Annotated in this window: 16 protein-coding genes; 11 read left to right on the top strand and 5 right to left on the bottom strand. The window is 73.3% G+C overall.

Features of this window, described 5'->3' with window-relative positions; all coding sequences use genetic code 11:
- Positions 1-139 precede the first annotated feature (139 nt).
- From amrb99_RS41630 to argG, 5 genes are all read left to right on the top strand, one after another.
- Positions 140-580: a roadblock/LC7 domain-containing protein gene (locus amrb99_RS41630; protein ID WP_208267354.1), complete on the top strand. Its 441-nt coding sequence runs from the start codon at positions 140-142 to the stop codon at positions 578-580.
- Positions 581-656: 76 nt separating this feature from the next.
- The gene (locus tag amrb99_RS41625; RefSeq protein WP_190867009.1) at positions 657-998 is read left to right on the top strand and encodes a DUF742 domain-containing protein; all 342 of its coding nucleotides are present in this window, start codon (positions 657-659) and stop codon (positions 996-998) included.
- Entirely contained in the window at positions 976-1,623 is a 648-nt protein-coding gene (locus amrb99_RS41620) for an ATP/GTP-binding protein (RefSeq protein WP_190867007.1), read from the top strand. The genes amrb99_RS41625 and amrb99_RS41620 overlap by 23 nt, the downstream gene beginning before the upstream one ends.
- A gap of 84 nt (positions 1,624-1,707) precedes the next feature.
- Positions 1,708-2,937, top strand: a complete 1,230-nt coding sequence (locus amrb99_RS41615) for a styrene monooxygenase/indole monooxygenase family protein (RefSeq protein WP_190867005.1) — start codon at positions 1,708-1,710, stop codon at positions 2,935-2,937.
- A gap of 194 nt (positions 2,938-3,131) precedes the next feature.
- Positions 3,132-4,580 (top strand): argininosuccinate synthase, encoded by a 1,449-nt coding sequence (gene argG, locus amrb99_RS41610; protein ID WP_190867003.1) that lies wholly within the window; start codon positions 3,132-3,134, stop codon positions 4,578-4,580.
- A 65-nt stretch (positions 4,581-4,645) separates the two neighbouring features.
- Here the strand turns inward: argG and amrb99_RS41605 are convergent, their stop codons facing one another.
- Positions 4,646-5,071 carry a ChaB family protein gene (locus amrb99_RS41605; RefSeq protein WP_190867001.1) on the bottom strand — a complete coding sequence of 142 codons (426 nt, stop codon included), beginning with the start codon at positions 5,069-5,071 and terminating at the stop codon, positions 4,646-4,648.
- A 228-nt stretch (positions 5,072-5,299) separates the two neighbouring features.
- Here amrb99_RS41605 and panB point away from each other — a divergent pair, with 228 nt between their 5' ends.
- On the top strand, positions 5,300-6,172 hold the full coding sequence (gene panB, locus amrb99_RS41600) for a 3-methyl-2-oxobutanoate hydroxymethyltransferase (protein ID WP_190866999.1): 873 nt from the start codon (positions 5,300-5,302) through the stop codon (positions 6,170-6,172).
- Between the two features lie 119 nt (positions 6,173-6,291).
- Positions 6,292-7,092, top strand: coding sequence for an SAM-dependent methyltransferase (locus tag amrb99_RS41595; RefSeq protein WP_190866997.1), 801 nt, complete (start codon positions 6,292-6,294; stop codon positions 7,090-7,092).
- On the opposite strand, the gene amrb99_RS41590 is transcribed toward amrb99_RS41595, so the two are convergent.
- Positions 7,089-7,637: a hypothetical protein gene (locus tag amrb99_RS41590; protein WP_190866995.1), complete on the bottom strand. Its 549-nt coding sequence runs from the start codon at positions 7,635-7,637 to the stop codon at positions 7,089-7,091. The two genes, amrb99_RS41595 and amrb99_RS41590, sit on opposite strands and share 4 nt — an antisense overlap.
- 48 nt (positions 7,638-7,685) lie before the next feature.
- Positions 7,686-11,990 (bottom strand): tetratricopeptide repeat protein, encoded by a 4,305-nt coding sequence (locus amrb99_RS41585; RefSeq protein ID WP_190866993.1) that lies wholly within the window; start codon positions 11,988-11,990, stop codon positions 7,686-7,688.
- A gap of 171 nt (positions 11,991-12,161) precedes the next feature.
- On the opposite strand from amrb99_RS41585, the gene amrb99_RS41580 reads away from it, so the two are divergent.
- Both amrb99_RS41580 and amrb99_RS41575 read left to right on the top strand, forming a co-directional pair.
- A complete protein-coding gene (locus amrb99_RS41580; protein WP_190866991.1) occupies positions 12,162-12,938 on the top strand; it encodes a TVP38/TMEM64 family protein in 777 nt (258 codons plus the stop codon).
- Positions 12,939-12,996: 58 nt separating this feature from the next.
- Positions 12,997-13,638 (top strand): SDR family NAD(P)-dependent oxidoreductase, encoded by a 642-nt coding sequence (locus amrb99_RS41575; protein WP_190866989.1) that lies wholly within the window; start codon positions 12,997-12,999, stop codon positions 13,636-13,638.
- 1 nt (position 13,639) lies between these two features.
- Here amrb99_RS41575 and amrb99_RS41570 read toward each other — a convergent pair whose 3' ends face one another.
- Positions 13,640-14,347 (bottom strand): SDR family NAD(P)-dependent oxidoreductase, encoded by a 708-nt coding sequence (locus tag amrb99_RS41570; RefSeq protein ID WP_190866987.1) that lies wholly within the window; start codon positions 14,345-14,347, stop codon positions 13,640-13,642.
- Positions 14,348-14,449: 102 nt separating this feature from the next.
- On the opposite strand from amrb99_RS41570, the gene amrb99_RS41565 reads away from it, so the two are divergent.
- On the top strand, positions 14,450-15,289 hold the full coding sequence (locus tag amrb99_RS41565) for a helix-turn-helix transcriptional regulator (protein ID WP_190866985.1): 840 nt from the start codon (positions 14,450-14,452) through the stop codon (positions 15,287-15,289).
- Here the strand turns inward: amrb99_RS41565 and amrb99_RS41560 are convergent.
- Entirely contained in the window at positions 15,286-16,158 is an 873-nt protein-coding gene (locus amrb99_RS41560; protein ID WP_190866982.1) for a phosphatase PAP2 family protein, read from the bottom strand. The genes amrb99_RS41565 and amrb99_RS41560 overlap by 4 nt on opposite strands.
- A 524-nt stretch (positions 16,159-16,682) precedes the next feature.
- Here amrb99_RS41560 and amrb99_RS41555 point away from each other — a divergent pair.
- Positions 16,683-18,209 (top strand): ABC transporter substrate-binding protein, encoded by a 1,527-nt coding sequence (locus amrb99_RS41555; RefSeq protein WP_190866980.1) that lies wholly within the window; start codon positions 16,683-16,685, stop codon positions 18,207-18,209.
- Positions 18,210-18,220 lie beyond the last annotated feature (11 nt).

Raw genomic sequence — 18,220 nt, 5'->3', positions numbered from 1 at the left:
CGCCCGCCGAGGCGGCCGCGCCGGACGACGCGGCCGCGCCGGCCGATGAGTCCGCGCCCGGCGACGCCGCGCCGGGCGAGGCGGCCGACGCCCCTGATGAGGCTCCGAAAGCCGCGCACGACCTGGAGGAAGGACGGCAGTGAGCATCGCCTCCACGGGCCCCAGCGGCCCCCAGGACTTCGGGTGGCTGCTGCGGCAGTTCGCCTCGTCCACCCCCGGCGTGACGTTCGCGCTGATCGTCTCGTCGGACGGGCTGGCGCTCGTCGAGTCGGGCCCGATGCCGTCGGAGTTCGTCGACCCGATGGCCGCGCTGACCAGCGGGATGATCAGCCTGGGCAACAACATCGCCAAGCACGTCGGCGCCGGCGGCTGCGACCAGGTGATGCTGAAGTTCGCGTCCGGGCACCTGCTGTTCATGGGGATCGGGCAACTCGCCGGGCTGGTCGTGCTGGTCGGCGAGGGCGCGAACCTCGGCGCGGTCGCCCACGAGATGACGAAGTTCGTGCATGGCGCCGGGCACGTGCTGACCCCGCAGATGCGCGACGATCTGCGCCGCATGACCGAACAGGCGATGCCGTGACCGGCGCCGCGGGCGCCGCGCCCCGGCCGGTGCGTCCGGTGGGCCCGGTCCGTCCGGGCCTGCGGGGAGGAGGGACATGACGGCCAATCCGTGGGTGCGGCCGTACGTGCTGACCGGCGGGCGGACCCGGGGCAGGCGGCACCTGTTCGTGCACACCGTGGTGTCCGGCGCGGGCTACGACGCGGCGTTCGCCGAGCGGCTGCTGCCCGAGGCGCGGGCGCTGTACGAGCGCGCGCACACCGCCGCCGAGTCGGTCGCCGAACTGTCCGCGCACTGCGGGGTGTCGCTCGGGGTCACCCGCGTCCTGCTCGCCGACCTGGCCGCGGGCGACCGGATCGTGATCGCCGCCGAGGGCGCCTCGCCGTACGACCCGCACGTCCTGGAGAGAGTGATCGATGGTCTACGCGAGCTCGCCTGACCCGGGGCAGGGGCCGGAGGACGGGCGCCGGTCTCCGGGCGCGCGTCCGGCGGCGCCCCGCACCTCGGTCAAGATCGTCGTCGCGGGCGGGTTCGGCGTCGGCAAGACCACGCTGGTGGAGGCGATCTCGGAGATCCCGGCGGTGAACACCGAGGCGTGGATGACGCAGGCGGCCCGGACCGTGGACCCGCTCGCCGACGCGGGCGGCAAGACGACCACGACGGTCGCGATGGACTTCGGCCGCGTCACCCTGGCCTCCGACCTGGTGCTGTACCTGTTCGGGACGCCGGGCCAGCCGCGGTTCTGGCCGATGTGGGACGACCTGTGCCGCGGCGCGAGCGGCGCGCTGGTCCTGGTGGACACGCGCCGGCTGGACGTGTCGTTCCCGGCCGTCAACTACTTCGAGAACGACTCCGACGTGCCGTTCATCGTGGCGGTGAACCTGTTCGACGGGCGGCGGACGCACTCGCTGGAGCAGGTCGCCGAGGCGCTCCGGCTGGACCCGGGCGTCCCGGTCGTCGCCTGCGACGCCCGCGACCGCGGCTCGGTCGTCGGGACGCTGACGGCGGCGCTCGGCCACACCCTCGACCGGACCGCGGGACGCGGGACCGCCGCGGCCCGCTGACCCCGGCCCCGGCCGCGCCGGCGCCTCCGGGCAGGGCGTGCCGGGCCGCCCCGCATCCATGACGCCCCGCACAAGGAGGAAGCGTTGCGAAGGATCTTGATCGTCGGAGCGGGGCAGGCCGGCCTGCAGCTGGCCCTGAGCCTCCAGTCGGCGGGCTACGAGGTCACCGTGATGTCGGCGCGGACGCCGGACGAGATCCGCACCGGCCGGATCATGTCGACGCAGTGCGTGTTCTGGCCGCAGCTGCGGATCGAGCGCGAGCACGGGCTGAACCTGTGGGAGGACCGGGCGCCGAAGATCGTCGCGCAGCGGGTCACGGTGGCGGCGCCGCCCGGCACCCGCGCGTTCCAGACCCTCGGCCGCTGGGACGACTACGCGCAGTCGGTGGACCAGCGGGTCAAGATGGCGGGCTGGCTGGAGCTGTTCGAGGAGCGCGGCGGCAACGTCGTCTACCACAGCGTGATGACGTCCGACCTGGAAGGGCTCTCCGCCCTGTACGACCTGACCCTCATCGCGGCGGGCAAGGGCGAGCTGGTGGACCTGTTCGACCGCGACGCGAGCCGGTCGCCGTACGACCGTCCGCAGCGCAAGCTGTCGTGCATCTACCTGCACGGGATGACGCCGTGGCCGGACCACCCCGAGCCGCACGTGCGGATCACCGCGACGCCCGGGGTCGGGGAGCTGTTCTTCATGCCCGGCTACACCAACACCGGGCCCTGCGACATCCTGCTCTGGGAGGCGGTCCCCGGCGGCCCGTTCGACGTGTGGGACGACCGTCCGGACCCCGCCGGGCACCTCGCCCGCACGCTCGAACTGATGCGGCAGTACGCGCCGTGGGAGTACGAGCGGACCGTCAACGCCGAGCCCACCGACGCCCGCTGCACGCTGTACGGGGGGTACGCGCCGGTCGTGCGGCGCCCGGTGGGGCGGCTGTCGGACTCCGCGCTCGTCCTCGGGATGGGCGACGTCGTGGTGGCGAACGATCCCGTGACGGGCCAGGGCGCCAACAATGCCGCGCGCTGCGCCGAGATCTACTTCCAGGAGATCCTGCGCAACGCCGACCGCCCGTTCGACGCGGCGTGGATGCAGCGGACGTTCGACGCCTACTGGGAGTACGCCAAGCACCCGACCGCCTACACCAACATGATGCTGGGGCCGCTGCCGGAGCACGTCCAGAAGGTGCTGGCGATCGCGGCGCAGAACGAGGCGGTCGCGTACCGGTTCGCCTACGGCTACGCCAACCCGAGCGATTTCTCGAACTGGCTGCTCGACCCCGCGAAGACCGAGGCGTACCTGGCCACCGTCACCGGCTGACGTCCCGCACCTCGGAAAAGGCCCGTCGTCCAGGGCGTCGCCCAGGCCGCCGTCCAGGCCGTCCGGACCATCGTCAAGACCGCCGTGAAGGCCGTCCGTCCCCCCCGGGGCGGGCGGCCTTCCGCGTGCCGCAGTGCGCTGGATCACCATCCGCCGTGTTGCATGATCATGCATTGGCGTGCATACTTCTACTCATGTCCAAGGTGCTCACCTCTCTGCCTGTCGGCCAGCGCGTCGGGATCGCCTTCTCCGGCGGCCTCGACACCTCGGTAGCGGTCGCGTGGATGCGCGAGAAGGGCGCCGTGCCCTGCACCTATACCGCCGACATCGGCCAGTACGACGAGCCCGACATCGCCTCGGTGCCGGGCCGCGCCACCGCCTACGGGGCGGAGGTCGCCCGGCTGGTCGACTGCCGGGAGGCCCTGGTGGAGGAGGGGCTCGCGGCGCTGGCGTGCGGAGCGTTCCACATCCGCTCGGCCGGCCGCGCCTACTTCAACACCACCCCCCTCGGCCGCGCCGTCACCGGCACCCTCCTGGTCCGCGCGATGCTCGAGGACGACGTGCAGATCTGGGGCGACGGCTCCACCTACAAGGGCAACGACATCGAGCGGTTCTACCGCTACGGCCTGCTCGCCAACCCGTCCCTGCGCATCTACAAGCCGTGGCTGGACGCCGACTTCGTCGGTGAGCTCGGCGGCCGGACGGAGATGTCGCAGTGGCTGCTCGAACGCGGCCTGCCCTACCGCGACAGCACCGAGAAGGCGTACTCCACCGACGCCAACATCTGGGGCGCGACCCACGAGGCCAAGGCCCTGGAGCACCTCGACGCGGGCATCGAGATCGTCGACCCGATCATGGGCGTCCGGTTCTGGGACCCCGAGGTCGAGATCCTCACCGAGGACGTCACCGTCGGCTTCGAGCAGGGCCGCCCCGTGACGATCAACGGCAAGGAGTTCACCACCGCCGTCGACCTGGTGCTGGAGGCCAACGCCATCGGCGGCCGGCACGGCATGGGCATGTCCGACCAGATCGAGAACCGGGTCATCGAGGCCAAGAGCCGCGGCATCTACGAGGCGCCCGGCATGGCGCTGCTGCACGCCGCGTACGAGCGGCTCGTCAACGCCATCCACAACGAGGACACCCTCGCCACGTACCAGAGCGAGGGCCGCCGCCTCGGCCGGCTGATGTACGAGGGCCGCTGGCTGGACCCGCAGGCCCTGATGCTCCGCGAGTCGCTGCAGCGCTGGGTCGGCACCGCCGTCACCGGCGAGGTGACGCTGCGGCTGCGGCGCGGCGAGGACTACTCGATCCTCGACACGTCCGGCCCGTCGTTCAGCTACCACCCGGACAAGCTGTCCATGGAGCGCACCGAGGACTCCGCGTTCGGGCCCGTCGACCGCATCGGCCAGCTCACCATGCGCAACCTCGACATCGCCGACTCCCGCGCCCGCCTGGAGCAGTACGCGGGGCTCGGCATGGTCGGGGACGCCCACCCGGCGCTGATCGGCGCCGCGCAGGCCGCCTCGACGGGGCTGATCGGCGCGATGTCCGCCGGCGGCGCCCAGGCGATCGCCTCGCGCGGCGAGACGACCACCGGCGAGGAGCTCCTCGACGCCGCCGCCATGGAGTCCGGCACCGACTAGCCCCCGAGTCGTGGCGTGTCGCCCTTATCCGGCGCGGGACAAGGGCGACACGCCGCATTCCGGCGTCAGGACCGCGCCTTGGCGGTCTTGCGGGTGTTGGCCTTCTCGATGGCCTTGACGAGCTGCTTCTTGCTCATCGTGGAGCGGCCCGAGACGTCCAGCCGCTTGGCGACGTCGTACAGGTGCTTCTTCGACGCGTTGGCGTCCACCCCGCCCGCGGTCTTCCGGGAGGTCCTGACGCCGCCCGCGGCCTGCCGGTCGGACGGGCCCTTCGCGCCCCGGGGCTTCGGCGCCCAGTGGTCGCCGATCTTCTCGTGCGTGTGCTTGAGCGCGGAGTAGGCGACGCGGTAGGCCCGCTGCCCGCTCCCGTACTCCTTGGCGGCCGAGTCGTGCGCCTCCGCGAACGTGCGCTGCGCCTTGGCGTCCGAACGCTGGATGGTGCTGGGCAGCTCGCCCTTCTTGACCCGGCCGGTCCTGGTCGTCATAGGCATGATGCTGTCCTCCGTACGCATATCGCGTCCTTACGCACGGCGTACCCAGCCAGCTGGAACATCCACATCCACATCCGCGCGTCGCGGCGTGTCGGCATGAGGGTGACATGTCGCGACTCAACGGAGTCGGCGGGCGGGGCTCGATCCGCGGGCGGGGGCGTGTCAGGATGGGCGCGAGTCCGGAGACGCCGTCAGGGCGCTTCGAGATGAGCAACGGGAGCCGTCGTCATGACGCGTATTTCGCATGCCCGAAAGCAGGAGCCCGCAGAGCGCCGCACGTCCCTGTACGGGGGTGAGTTCTCCCGCCGGATCACCCTGCGGGACATCGCCGCCGCGAAGGAGCGCGGCGAGAAGTGGCCGATGCTCACCGCCTACGACGCGATGACCGCGTCCGTCTTCGACCAGGCCGGGATCCCGGTGATCCTGGTCGGCGACACGATGGGCGCGTGCCACCTCGGCTACGACTCGACCGTGCCGGTCACGCTGGAGGAGATCCTCGTCCTGTCCGCGGCCGTCGTCCGCGGCACCGAGCGGGCGCTGATCGTCGGCGACCTGCCGTTCGGCACCTATCAGGCGGGCCCGGAGCAGGCCCTCCGCAGCGCGACCCGGCTGGTCAAGGAGACCGGGGTCGGCGCGGTCAAGCTGGAGGGCGGGGAGCGCAGCGCCCGCCAGATCGACATCATGGTGTCGGCCGGGATCCCGATCATGGGCCACCTCGGGCTGACGCCGCAGTCGGTGAACGCGTTCGGCGGGTACCGGGTGCAGGGCCGCGGCGAGGCGGCGGCGCGGCGGCTCGTCCGGGACGCCCGCGCCGTGCAGGACGCGGGCGCCTTCGCGGTCGTGCTCGAAGCGGTGCCGGAGGAGGTCGCGACCGAGATCACCGCCGCGCTGGACATCCCCACCGTCGGCATCGGCGCGGGCCCGAACTGCGACGCGCAGGTCCTCGTCTGGACGGACGCGATGGGCCTCACGCCGGGACGGCTGCCCCGGTTCGTCAAGAAGTACTCGGGTCTCCGCGACACGCTGGACGAGGCGGCCCGTACCTTCGCGGAGGAGGTCGTGAGCGGCGCCTTCCCGGCGGCCGAGCACGCCTACCACTGACGGGAGTCCGTTCCGGGGCGGCCGGGCCGCCGGCCGCCCCGGACGGAATGGGGGCCTTTAGAGCGAAATGCCGGAGAATGGCGGTGATCGCCGAGAATTCGGCTGGAAAGGGGTGCGCGATGGAGGGCTCCGCGAAGGTCCCGCCGGCGGCCGGGGTGGACATGACCACGCCGAGCGTGGCGCGCATGTACGACTACTTCCTCGGGGGCAAGGACAACTACGAGTGCGACCGCGTCGCCGCGCAGGAGGTCGTCCGGGCGCTGCCCACGGTCGAGGGCGTCGCGCGGGCGAACCGGGCGTTCCTGCAGCGGGCGGTGCGGTTCGTCGCCGAGGCCGGGATCGACCAGTTCCTCGATCTCGGCACCGGTCTGCCGACGCAGGGCAACGTGCACGAGGTCGCCCGCGCGGTGCGGCCCGGCGCGCGGGTCGCCTACGTCGACAACGATCCGCTGGTGGCGGTGCACGCGCGGGCGCTCGTCGACGCCGACGACCGGACCGCCGTCGTCCAGGCCGACCTGCGGGATCCCGACGCGGTGCTGGGGGATCCGCAGGTGCGCGCGCTGATCGACTTCGGGCGGCCGGTGTGCGTGCTGTTCGTCGCGGTCCTGCACTTCGTCCCGGACGAGCGGGATCCGGCGGGGATCGTCCGGCGGTTCGCCGAGGCGGTGCCGCCCGGCAGCCACGTGATCCTGTCGCACGCGGCGGTGGAGGAGCGGCGCAACGTGAACGTCGGGGCGACCTACCGCTCGCAGTCGGCGAACGCGGCCCTGATCGCCCGGACGCGCGACCAGGTGGCGGGGCTGCTGGACGGCCTGACGATCCTGGAGCCCGGCGTCGTCCCGCTGCACGAGTGGCGCCCGGTCGGCGGCGAGTACGTCACCGGCGCGGGCTGGACGGCCGTCGCCCGCAAGGACCGCTAGGCCGGCGAGCGCAGGAGGGCGGCGGCGTCGGACAGCGCCTTCCGCGTGTCCTCCACGGTGGTGTACCGGCCGTCCTCGTCCAGCCAGCCGTAGGTCGCGCGCCCCCGGATGCGGCTCTCGGCGACGACGAGCCGCCGCCCGGACCGTTCGAGGGCCGGACGCGCCTCGGTGGCCGCGGCGAGGACGTCGCCGCACTGCGCGAGCAGGTCCCGGACGTCGGCCGCCGAGCGCTCCCGGTCCATGTAGACGCCGCCCCAGCCGGTCTGGGCGAAGATCGCGACCGGCCCCCAGACGAGGTGGTAGTTGACGCAGTACGAGTTCACCCCGTGGCCCGCGTGGCACACGGCCATGTAGTCGCCGACGCGGCGGCTCATCGCTTCGGTGACGTGGTCCCGGAACATGTACATCGCCATCGGGTCGATCCCGCGGGTGGCGTACAGCCACTCGCCCCGCCGCCGCACGCGGGACTCCAGGTCCGGCGGGACGGGCGGCGCTGACAGCCCCGCGCCCTCGAACACCTGACGCATCTCGTTGGCTCCGTCCACGGACGGAGCCTATCCCCGCGAACCCGGCCGATCCGGTGTGAAGGCCCGCTAGCGCTCCGATTCCAGGCGCGGCAGCTGGCCGCTCGGGCCGGAGACGAACGGGGCCATGCTCATCGTGTCGGAGCCCTGCCCGCCGAACCGGCCGGGGCCGATGCTCACGTCCCCCGTGGGGCCGGACGACACCTGCTGAAGGCTCGCCGACAGGTCCGCCTCCACACCGCCGGGCAGCTTGAGGCGGACCAGCAGCGGCAGCACGAATCCCAGCGCCACCAGGCCCACCAGCACCGGGGTGAGGGTGGCGAGGACCGTCGAGCTGATCCGGTTCGACAGGAAGAACCCGATCCACAGGGCGGCCAGCAGCGACGTCGCGATGGTCATGAGGATCGCGCTGCCCGCGGCCCCGCCGCGGGCGGTCCGCGCGCTCTCCTCGGCGAGCAGCAGCAGCCGGCGCCCCTCCACGTGCCCCGCGTCGCGCCGGACGCATTCCTTGAGGTACCGGACGGCGCGGCGGCGGTAGAACGGGCGGGTCCGCACCTCCGCCCCCGCCGCGGCGGTCTTGTACGTGGCGACCCCCGCGACGAAGTAGGCCTCCGCCTCGCCCGAGGCCCGCTCGATGGCCTCCTGCGCCGTGGTCACCGCCTCCCGGTACAGCTCGGGACGCTGCGTCGCGTCGCCCCGCTCCACCAGGAGCCGGGCCAGCGCCAGCAGCAGCTTCGGACGCGACGGGCCGGTCCCGGCGCGCTCCACCGCGTCCCGCAGCACGCGCTCGGCGGCGAGGAGGTCGCCCGGCGAGCGGGCCAGCCCGATCGCCAGCCCGATCGCGGCGGGGCCGCTCGCGGGGCTGAGCGTCAGCGCCTGCCGGAAGTGCCGGACGGCCTGCCGGGCCCGCGCGTCGGCCTCCGCCTCGTCCGACTCGCACTGCAGGCACAGGTTGCCGTACTCGATGTGCGCCTGCGCGTCGTAAGCGTCCCGCCGCAGGGCCTTGTCGAGCATCTCCTCCGCCTCCTCGAAACGCCCCAGGTGGACGTACAGGGAGGCCAGGTCGACGTAGCCGCCGTCGTACGGGTCGAGTTCGATCGTCCGCTTCAAATGGTGTTCGGCGGCCGCGTACTCCTCGCGCCGGTAGTAGAGGACGCCCAGGCACGTGTGGGCCATCAGGTGCCCCGGGCGTCTCTGCAGGAGGTCCAGGCAGAGCCGCTCGGCCTCGTCCCAGCGCGCCCGGTCGGGCCGGCCGGCCAGCGTCCAGGCCAGCCCCACCTGCCAGTCGCCGGGGCCCGCGCCGGCCTCGCACGCGGCGCGGAAGTGCCGCTCCGCCGCCGCGTGGTCGTCGCTGGTGAACGCCGCCCAGCCCAGGCCGGCGCACGCCTCGGCCCGCCGGCCGGGGCTCCTCGCCTCGTCGCGCAGGCTCTCGAACACCCGGCGCGCCTCCGCCGGGCGGCCCTGGTCGCGGTGGATCCAGCCGAGCTCCATGCGCAGCGAGGCGTTGCGGGGGTAGCGCTCGGCGGCGGCCGAGACCGTCCGCTCGGCCTCGGAGAAGCGCCGCAGCGACCGAAGCGTGGACGATCTCGCGATGACGGCGACGTTGAAGAGGGGGAGCAGCTCCAGCGCGCGGTCGAAGTCCTCCAGCGCCTCGGCGTACTCGTTCCGGTCGTCGAAGACCCTGCCCCGCGCGATGACGAGGGCGGCGTTCCCCGGCATGCGCGTCAGGGCCTCGTTCGCGGCCGCCTCCGCCTCGTTCGGCCGCTGCTGGAGCCGCAGCACCCTGATCCGCTTCTCGTGGGCCTCGACGTGGAACGGGTCCACGCCGATGGCCTGCTCGGCCGCGGTGAGCGCCTCGCCGTACCGCCCGAGGTCCTCGTACACGTCCGCCAACTCGACCCAGGTCTGGGCGTAGTTCGGGCGGAACGCGGCCTCGGCCCGGAGCAGGGACATCGCCTCGTCGTGGCGATCCAGCCTGCACAGCGCGGCCGCGCGTCCGTAGCAGGCGGCGCGGGTGGGTTCCGTGGCCGACGCCTGTTCGAACTCGGCCAGGGCGTCGCCGTACTTGCCCCGGTCATAGAGCGACCAGGCCAGGTGCTGGCGGAGCCGCGCCTTTCCCGGGTGGAGCGGCATCGCGTCCTGGATCGTCCGGACGGCCTCGTCCTGCCGGTCGAGGTCGTCGAGGAGGTCGGCGTGCTGCAACAGGACCGTGACGGACCGGGGCGAGGACTCCAGCAGGCACTGCGATTCGCCGAGCGCGTCCTCGTAGCGTCCGAGCCACCTGTGGAGATTGAGCAGCGCTTGCAGGATGTCGGGATCCCGGGGGAAGCGGTGCAGGGCGTCCCGCAGCACGCTCTCCGCTTCCGCATGGCGCCCCCGGTCCGAATGGACCTGCGCGAGTTCGAGGTGGTGCCGCACGATGTCCGGCCGCCGTTCCACCGCGTCGAGCGCGAGCGCCTCCGCCTCCTCGAACCGCCTCGCCTGCCGGAGCGAGGAGATGCGCAGGTCGGTGATGATCCCGACGTCGCCCTGCTCCGCCCCGGTCAGCTCGTCGAAGGCCGCGTCATGGCGGTCCTGCGCCGTCAGGACGGCGGCGAGCGCCTGGATCAGCTGCGCGTTGCCGGGCTTCTTCCGCAAGGCGTCGCGCAGGAACGACTCCGCCTCGCGGTACCGGTTGAGCCAGAGCAGCGCATAGCCGACGTCGACCTGGTAGTACGGGTCGACGGGATCCAGCTCGACCGCTTTGCGGAACTCCTGGAGCGCCCGCTCGTCCATGTCGCGGGAGACGTGGAGGTAGCCGCACTCGCGGCGCACGGCAGGTTCGTTGGGGAACCTGGCGACCGCCTGCTCCGCGGCCTCCTCGGCCTCGTCGAACCGCGCCGACCGCCGCAGGCAGTCGACGATCGACACGTGCGCCCAGACCTCGCCGGGATCGAGGTCGAGCGCGCGGCGGAAATCCGCCAGCGCCTCCGGATAGCGTTCCTGGTCCCGGTACAGCCTTCCGCGCTCCAGGAAGTTGCCCGCCGAGGGAACGCTGTCGAGCGCGGCCCGGGACGCCTCCTCCGCCTCCTCGTAGCGGCGCAGGCGCCGCAACTCGGTCACCCGCCAGCTCAGCGCGAAGTCATCGAGGGGATCCGCCTCCAGGGCCTTCTCGAACTGCTCCAGCGCCTCGCCGTACCGCTCCTGCTCGTCGAGGAGCAGTCCCCATTCGTCGCGGAGCCGGGGCGCGAAGGGCACGAGCGCGACCGCGTCGGCGATGGCGGCCTCCGCGTCCGGGAAGCGGCGCAGGCTCCGCAGGGCGGTGGCGCGGCCGTCCAGAGCCCCCGCGTGCCGGGGGTGGAGGGCCAGGGCGCGCTCCGCCATGGCGAGGGCCTTCTCGTACCGCCGGAGCAGGAGATAGTGCCAGGCGAGCGCCGCGAGGAGGTTCGCGGACCGGGGATGCGCGCCGATGGCCCGTTCGACGGCCTCCTCGGCCTCCTCGTAGCGGCGGAGCTTGCGGAGGATGTCGATGCGCTGCTCCAGCGCGTCGGGGCAGTTCCCCTGGAGGCGGAGCGCCGCGTCGGCGTCGTCCAGCGCGTCTGTAAGGCGCCCCTCGTCCTCGGCGAGGTAGCTCCGGTGGACGAGGACGTTCGCCGACCGGGGGAGGAGCCGTGCGGCTTCGTCGGCGGCCGAGCGCGCGTCGTCGTACCGGCCCGCGCGGCGCAGCACCCTGACCCGCTCGCAGAGCATCACCCTGTCGTCGGGGTGCGCGCCCAGGACCTTCTCGTAGCGGTCGAGCGCGGCGTCGAAGCGATGCTGCTTCCGGTAGATGTCGCCGACGCTCTCGCTGATGCCGGGCGACTCGGGGTGGCGGGCCAGGGCGATCTCCGCGACGCGCTCCGCCTCGGCGTACCGGCCCAGCCCGGCCAGGATCTCGATCTTCCATTCCAGGGCGTTCTCGTCGTCCGGGCACCGGTCCAGGACGTGGTCGAGCCGCGCCAGCGCCGCGTCGGGGTGCTTCAGCACGTTCAGCAGCCGGGCCAGTGCCACCCCGATCGTCGCGCTGTGCGGGAAGCGCGCCAGGCCGTCCTCGGCGGTCCCGCGCGCCTCGTCGAAGCGGCACAGCCCTTCCAGCGCGGCCACCTGCCAGCCGATCGCGTCCTCCGAGCCGGGGTCGAGCGCCGCCGCCTCGGTGAGCCGGGCCAGCGCGGCGGCGAAGTCGTCCCGGTCGAACTCCAGCCGCCCCCAGGCCAGCTCGACCGCCGCCCTGCCCGCCCCGTCCGCCTGCTCTGCCGCGGCGGCCAGTTCGGCCTCGGCCGCCTCGTACTCGCAGCGCCGGCGGAGCCGGTCGGCGTTCGCCAGATGCACCCGCTCGTCGGCCACTGCCCCACGCACCCGCCCTCGCCTCGCGATCCCCGGCAGTCCGGATGGTAGACAAGATGTGCCGGCTTGTCGGTCCCTACGGCGATCTCGCGTCCGGCGGTGGCCGCGGAGGCGGCCGGTCGTGTTCTCTCAGGTTCGCCTCGTAGCCTGAAACGGACACCCATCCACACCGGCAGGAGACACATGAGCCCGCATCCCGCCGCCGCGCCCGTGCCGCCGCCGGACGCGGGCGAGACCGCGCAGGAACCGGAGCCGAGCGGGGGCCCGCCCGTGTCGCGGGCCGCCGTCGTGAAGCTGCTGGTCCTGGGCGCGGTCCTGCTCGGCGTGGGCGTGGTCGTGGCGATCGCCGGGGGCGCGGTGTGGGGCGACGTCAGCGCCTGGGTCGACTCGCTCGGGTGGTGGGGGCCGCTCGTGTTCGCGGTCTGCTACGCCCTGGCGGTCACGGCGCTGGTGCCCGGATCGGTGCTGAACGCGTCCGCCGGGGCGCTGTTCGGCGTCGCCGTCGGCGTGGGGTCGGTCCTGGTCGGCGCCACCGCGGGCGCCGCGATCTCGTTCGCGCTGGCCAGGGCGCTGGGGCGCCCGGCCGTGGCCCGCTACGCCGGGTCCGGGCGGCTCGCCCGGCTCGACGCGTACCTGTCGCGCCGCGCGTTCGAGTCGGTGCTCGTGCTGCGGATGGTCGGGCTGTTCCCGTTCGGGGTGGTGAACTACGGCGCGGGCGTCGCGGGCGTCCGGTTCGCGCCCTACATCGCGGGCACCTTCGCCGGGATCATCCCGGGGACGCTCGTCTACACCGGGCTCGGCAAGGCGCTGCGCGAGCCCGGGTCCCCGATGGTGTGGATCGCGCCGGTCGGGCTGGTCGCGCTCAGCGGGTTCAGCTGGTGGCTGTCGCGGTACGTCCGCTCTCGGGGCGAGCGCGCCGAGGCGGGCGCCGTGCCCGCCCTCGCCGAGATCGACGACTAGCGCTTGACCTTGACACCGGTGTGAGGCCCTAGCGTCGCGGCCGACGAAGGGAGACGACATGCCGGGAGCAGTGGTCATCGGGGCGGGGCCGGGGATCGGCGCGGCCGTCGCGCGGCGGTTCGCCCGCGAGGGGATGCCGATCGCCCTCATCGGGCGCAACCCAGGGAAGCTCGCCGAGATCGAGGAGGCGACGGAGCCCGTCCTCAAGCTGGCCGCCGACGCCGCCGACGAGGCGGCGCTGCGCGGCGCGCTGGACGCGGCGTCGGCCGAGTTCGGCGTCCCGGACGCCGTGGTCTACAACGCGGCGCTCGTCCGCCCGGACCGGATCGGCGAGCTGTCCGCCCGCGCGCAGATGGACGCCTGGGCGGTCAACGTCGGCGGGGCGCTGACGGCCGCCGCCCGCGTCGCGCCGGACATGGCGCGGCGCGGGAGCGGCACGTTCATCGTCACCGGCGGCATGCCGGAGCCGAAGCCGGGGTACGTCAGCCTCTCGCTCGGCAAGGCCGGGGTGCGGACGCTGGTGACCCTGCTCGACCAGGAGTACGGGCCGTCCGGCGTCCACGCGGCGAGCGTGACCGTGGACGGCCCCGTCGCCCCGGGGACGTTCTTCGACCCCGACCGCATCGCCGAGCACTACTGGCGCCTGCACGTCCAGCCGCGCGGCGAGTGGCAGCGCGAGATCGTCCACACCCCCGGGTAGGTCACCAGGGGAGGCGGCCTTCGGCGTCGAAGTAGCCGCCGGTCGGGCCGTCCGGCGCGACCCGCGCCATCCGGACGATGATCTCGGCGCCCTCCTCGACGGTCTGCGTGCCGGTGCGGCCGTTCAGGTCCGTCGCGGTGAACCCGGGCTCGACCGCGTTGATCCGCATCTCCGGGAACGCCTTCGCGAACTGCACGGTGACCATGTTGACCGCCGCCTTGGACGCCGGGTACGCGACGCCAGGGTAGGCGTACGCGGGCGAGGCCGGGTCGCTGACCCCCGCCAACGAGGCGAGCCCGCTGGACACGTTCACGATGACCGGCGCCTCCGACCGGCGCAGCAGCGGCAGGAACGCGTGCGTGACGCGGACCACGCCGAACACGTTGGTCTCGAAGACCGTCCGCATCTGGTCGGCGGTGACGTCGGCGGCGCCGGGCACGCCGTTGTCGGGCAGCCGGGCCTCGATCCCGGCGTTGTTGACCAGCACGTCGAGGCCGCCGTCGGCCTCGATCGCCTTCGCGGCGGCCTCGACGGACGCGTCGTCGGTGACGTCGAGGACGACCGCCCGCGCGCCCAGCTCGGCGGCGGCGCGGCGGCCGCGCTCGGCGTCGCGGCTGCCGATGTAGACGGTGTGGCCCGCGGCGATGAGCCGCCGTGCGGTCTCGTGGCCCAGGCCCTTGTTCGCTCCGGTGATCAGTGTCGTCGTCATGTCTCCAGCCTGCGGCAGGACGCTGCGGGCAGCCAGTCGTCCCGTCTTCCTGGGAACGGCGGTACCAGGCAGGCCCCCGGCGGGAGCGGGCAGACTGGGGGCATGGCACCGGGGAAGTTCGGCAGGACGCTGCACCGCTGGCGCGACCGGGTCCCCCCGGAGGCGGCGGGGCTGCCCGCGGGCGGGCACCGGCGCACCGCCGGGCTGCGCCGCGAGGAGCTCGCCCAGCTCGCCGGGATCTCCGTCGACTACGTCACCCGGCTGGAGCAGGGCCGCGCGTCCAACCCGTCGCCGCAGGTCGTCGAGGCGCTGGCCCGCGCGCTGCGGCTCTCGGCGGACGAGCGCGAGCACATGTTCCACCTCGCCGGGCTGGTGCCGCCCGGCCCGGACGCGGTGCCCGCGTACATCACGCCGAGCGTCCAGCGGCTGCTGGACCGGCTGTCCGGGACGCCCGTCGCGGTCTACGACGCGGCGTGGACGCTGCTGCTCGCCAACCCGATGTACACGGCGCTGATGGGCGACACGTCCGGCTGGCGGGGGATCGAGCGGAACGGCGTGTGGCGCAACTTCCTCGGGCCGGAGAACCGCGTCCGGTACACGCCGGAGGAGCGGCGCGAGTTCCTGGCGGCACTGGCCGGGGACCTGCGCGACGCCGCCGGCCGCTACCACGCCGACCTGGGCCTCCAGCGGCTGATCGCGGAGCTGCACGCCAAGAGCCCGCTGTTCGCCGAGCTGTGGGACACCGGGACGGTCGGCCGGCACGAGGCGTCCCGCAAGACCATCGACCACCCGCGGGTGGGGGCGCTCACGCTGGACTGCGACGTGCTGACGGTGCGCGGCCCCGACCTGCGCATCATGATCTACACGGCGGAGCCCGGCACCGAGGACGCGGACCGGCTGGCGCTCCTCGCGGTCCTCGGCACCCAGTCCCTCACGGGCTAGCCGGCGTCCGCCACGGGCCGGCCGGAGTCCAGCGCGCCCGCGCTCGCCGCCGGTTCGGCGGGGACGGGGGCCTCGCCGTCCGCCTCGCCGGGCTTCGCGTCCACGACGTCCGTGACGCCGACGACGTCCGCGACGTCCGCGGGGTCGGGCACGTCCGCGGGTGCGGGGTCGGGGACGGGCGCGGGGCGGTTGCGCTTGATCAGCTGGCCGGCCGCGTAGGTCGTCCCGTTGCCCGCCCAGACCAGGCCGGTCCCGAAGAGGGCCGCCATGGACACCGCCACGCCCGCGATCACGTCCAGCACGTAGTGGTTGGCGGTCACCACGACGACGATCGCGGTGACGATCGGGTGCAGTACGGCGATCCAGCGCACGCGGTGGCGCGGCAGCAGCGCCATGATGACCACCGCGACCCACACCGCCCATCCCATGTGCAGGGACGGCATGGCGGCGAACTGGTCGGCCTCGACGCCGCCGGGGCTGTGGACGGTCCCGAAGCCGGCCATGGCCACCGAGTCGACGAACCCCTCGTCCGGCAGCAGCCGGGGCGGCATCACCGGCAGGACGAAGAACACGACCAGCCCGGCGAGGTTGGTCAGGACGAGGGCGTTGCGCGCGGGCCGGTAGACGCCGGGCCCGGCGAGGTAGCACAGCAGCAGGATGCCCATCGTGAAGCCGGTGTGCATGTGCTGGTAGATCCAGACGGCGACCTCGGACAGATCGTGATGCCGCGTCAACCAGTGGTTGGTGCGGAGTTCGAGATCGAGGCCGAGGTGCTTCTCTATGCTCAGGACGTCCCGGCCATGGGAGAGCGCCGGGCCGTAGCGCGTGTCGGCCAGCGACCGGATGTAGCCGTAGACCTGGAGCAGCACGAAGACGATCGCCAGCTCGCCGATCAGCCATGGCCGCTTGCGGCGCGGCCGGCGGACGTCGGTGTCGTGGCCGGTGCGGCGCCCCTCGGGGCGCAGGAGTAGCGCGCGGACGGCTCAGCCCTCTTTTCCCCACGACGGCCCGGCGGGACCCTGCGCGAGCCGCTCAACGGCCGACCGTACATCCCTCACGCCCCCTGTGGCACACCGGGGGCCGATCTTGTGCTCGGTCACGGCCTTCCCCGGGCCGGTCGGCTGACGGCCCGGGACGCGTCGGCGGGCGCCCACGCCCAGGTCAAACAGGGTAAAGCACGCTCGACGGACACGGGTACGGCCGGTGTCGGCCGCCGGTCGCGCCGGCGGCGGATCAAAACCGTATAACGATCGGTTTTCTCGCCCGGAAGCATTGACGCGCAGAAACCGATCAGATTACGGTTTTCGCCAATCGACGGACCGCCGTCCCCGCTGCGGCGCCGTCCCGGACGCCCGCCGGCGACGCTGGTCCCGGCCCTCCAGACGGAGAGATCATGACGAGGTACTCCACCCGGATCGCGGCCTCGGCGGCCTGCGCCGCGGCCGCGCTGGTGCTGACGGGCTGCGGAGGCGGCGGCTCGGCGAGCGGCGGCGCCGCCGAGCTCGACGTCGCGACGCTGACCAACGCGCAGAGTCTGGACCCGGCCGACGCCATCGGCAGCGCGCTGCCCTTCTTCCAGGCGACGTACGACACGCTGATCAAGCGGGACGCCGACGGCTCGTACAAGCCGATGCTCGCCACGCAGTGGTCCTACGACAAGGACCGCACCCACCTGTCGCTCACCCTGCGCACCGGCGTGAAGTTCACCGACGGGACGGCCTTCGACGCCGCCGCCGTCAAGGCGAACCTGGACCACTTCAAGAACGGCGGCGGGGGCGGCGCCAAGTACGCGAAGTCGGTGAAGGACGTCAAGGTCGTCGACCCGGCGCACGCCGTGCTGGAGCTGTCCGAGCCCGACCCGGGCCTGCTGTTCTACCTCAGCGACGCCGCCGGGCTCATGGCGAGCCCCGCCAAGCTCAAGGACGGGAGCCTGAAGACCGCCCCGGTCGGCACCGGCCCCTACGTCCTGGACAAGTCCAAGACCGCGGTCGGGACCAAGTACGTCTACGACCGCCGCGACGACTACTGGGGCGAGAAGGCGAAGTTCACGACGCTGACGATCAGCGTCTTCGACAACGAGACCGCGGTCGTCAACGGGCTGAAGACCGGGCAGATCGACACCGCGGTCCTCCAGGACGCGGGGCAGCAGCAGGCCGTGGCGTCCGACGGGCGGCTGACCAGGACCCCGTTCGCCTTCGACTTCCAGGGCCTGCTGCTGTTCGACCGGAACGGCGTCCGCACCCCGGCGCTGAAGAAGCCCGAGGTGCGCCAGGCGATCAACTACGCGCTCGACCGGAAGACGATGCTGGACAAGATCCGGCAGGGCCGCGGCGAGGTCACCGACCAGGTGTTCGGGCCCGGGACCAAGGGCTACGACCCGAGCCTCGACGCCTACTACCCGCACGACCCCGCCAAGGCCAAGCGGCTCCTCGCCCAGGGCGGGTACGGGAACGGGTTCACGCTGAAGCTGCCGCGCGTGCCGTCGATGGGCGACGCGCTGGCCTCCTCGATCCAGACCGACCTCGGCGCGGTCGGCATCAAGGTCGCCTGGGACCAGATGGACGCCGCGGGCGCCGTGCAGAAGGTGTACCGCGACCGCGCCTACTCGGCGATGGTGATGAACATCGGGCAGCCGGACGTCGACTGGCTGACCGACCAGGACCTCGTGACGCCCGGGGCGTTCAACATGTTCGGCACCACCGACCCGACCGTGCGGCGGCTGCTCGGGCAGGTGCAGGCCGGCGACGACGCCGCGGCCGCCGCCGCGTCCAAGGAGCTGAACAAGCACCTGGTCGAGCAGGCGTGGTTCGCGCCCTTCTACCGGATGAAGTACCTGCTCGTCGCCGGGGACGGCGTCAAGGCGGTGCCGCAGTCGGGCATGGGCGTCCCGTCGGTCTACGACTACGCGCCCGCGTCCTGACGCGGCGCAAG

It is taken from the genome of Actinomadura sp. RB99, assembly GCF_014706005.1.
Lineage (GTDB): Bacteria > Actinomycetota > Actinomycetes > Streptosporangiales > Streptosporangiaceae > Spirillospora.
The sequence above is the reverse complement of the archived record's forward strand: the minus strand, read 5'-3'. Positions and strand labels throughout refer to the sequence as shown.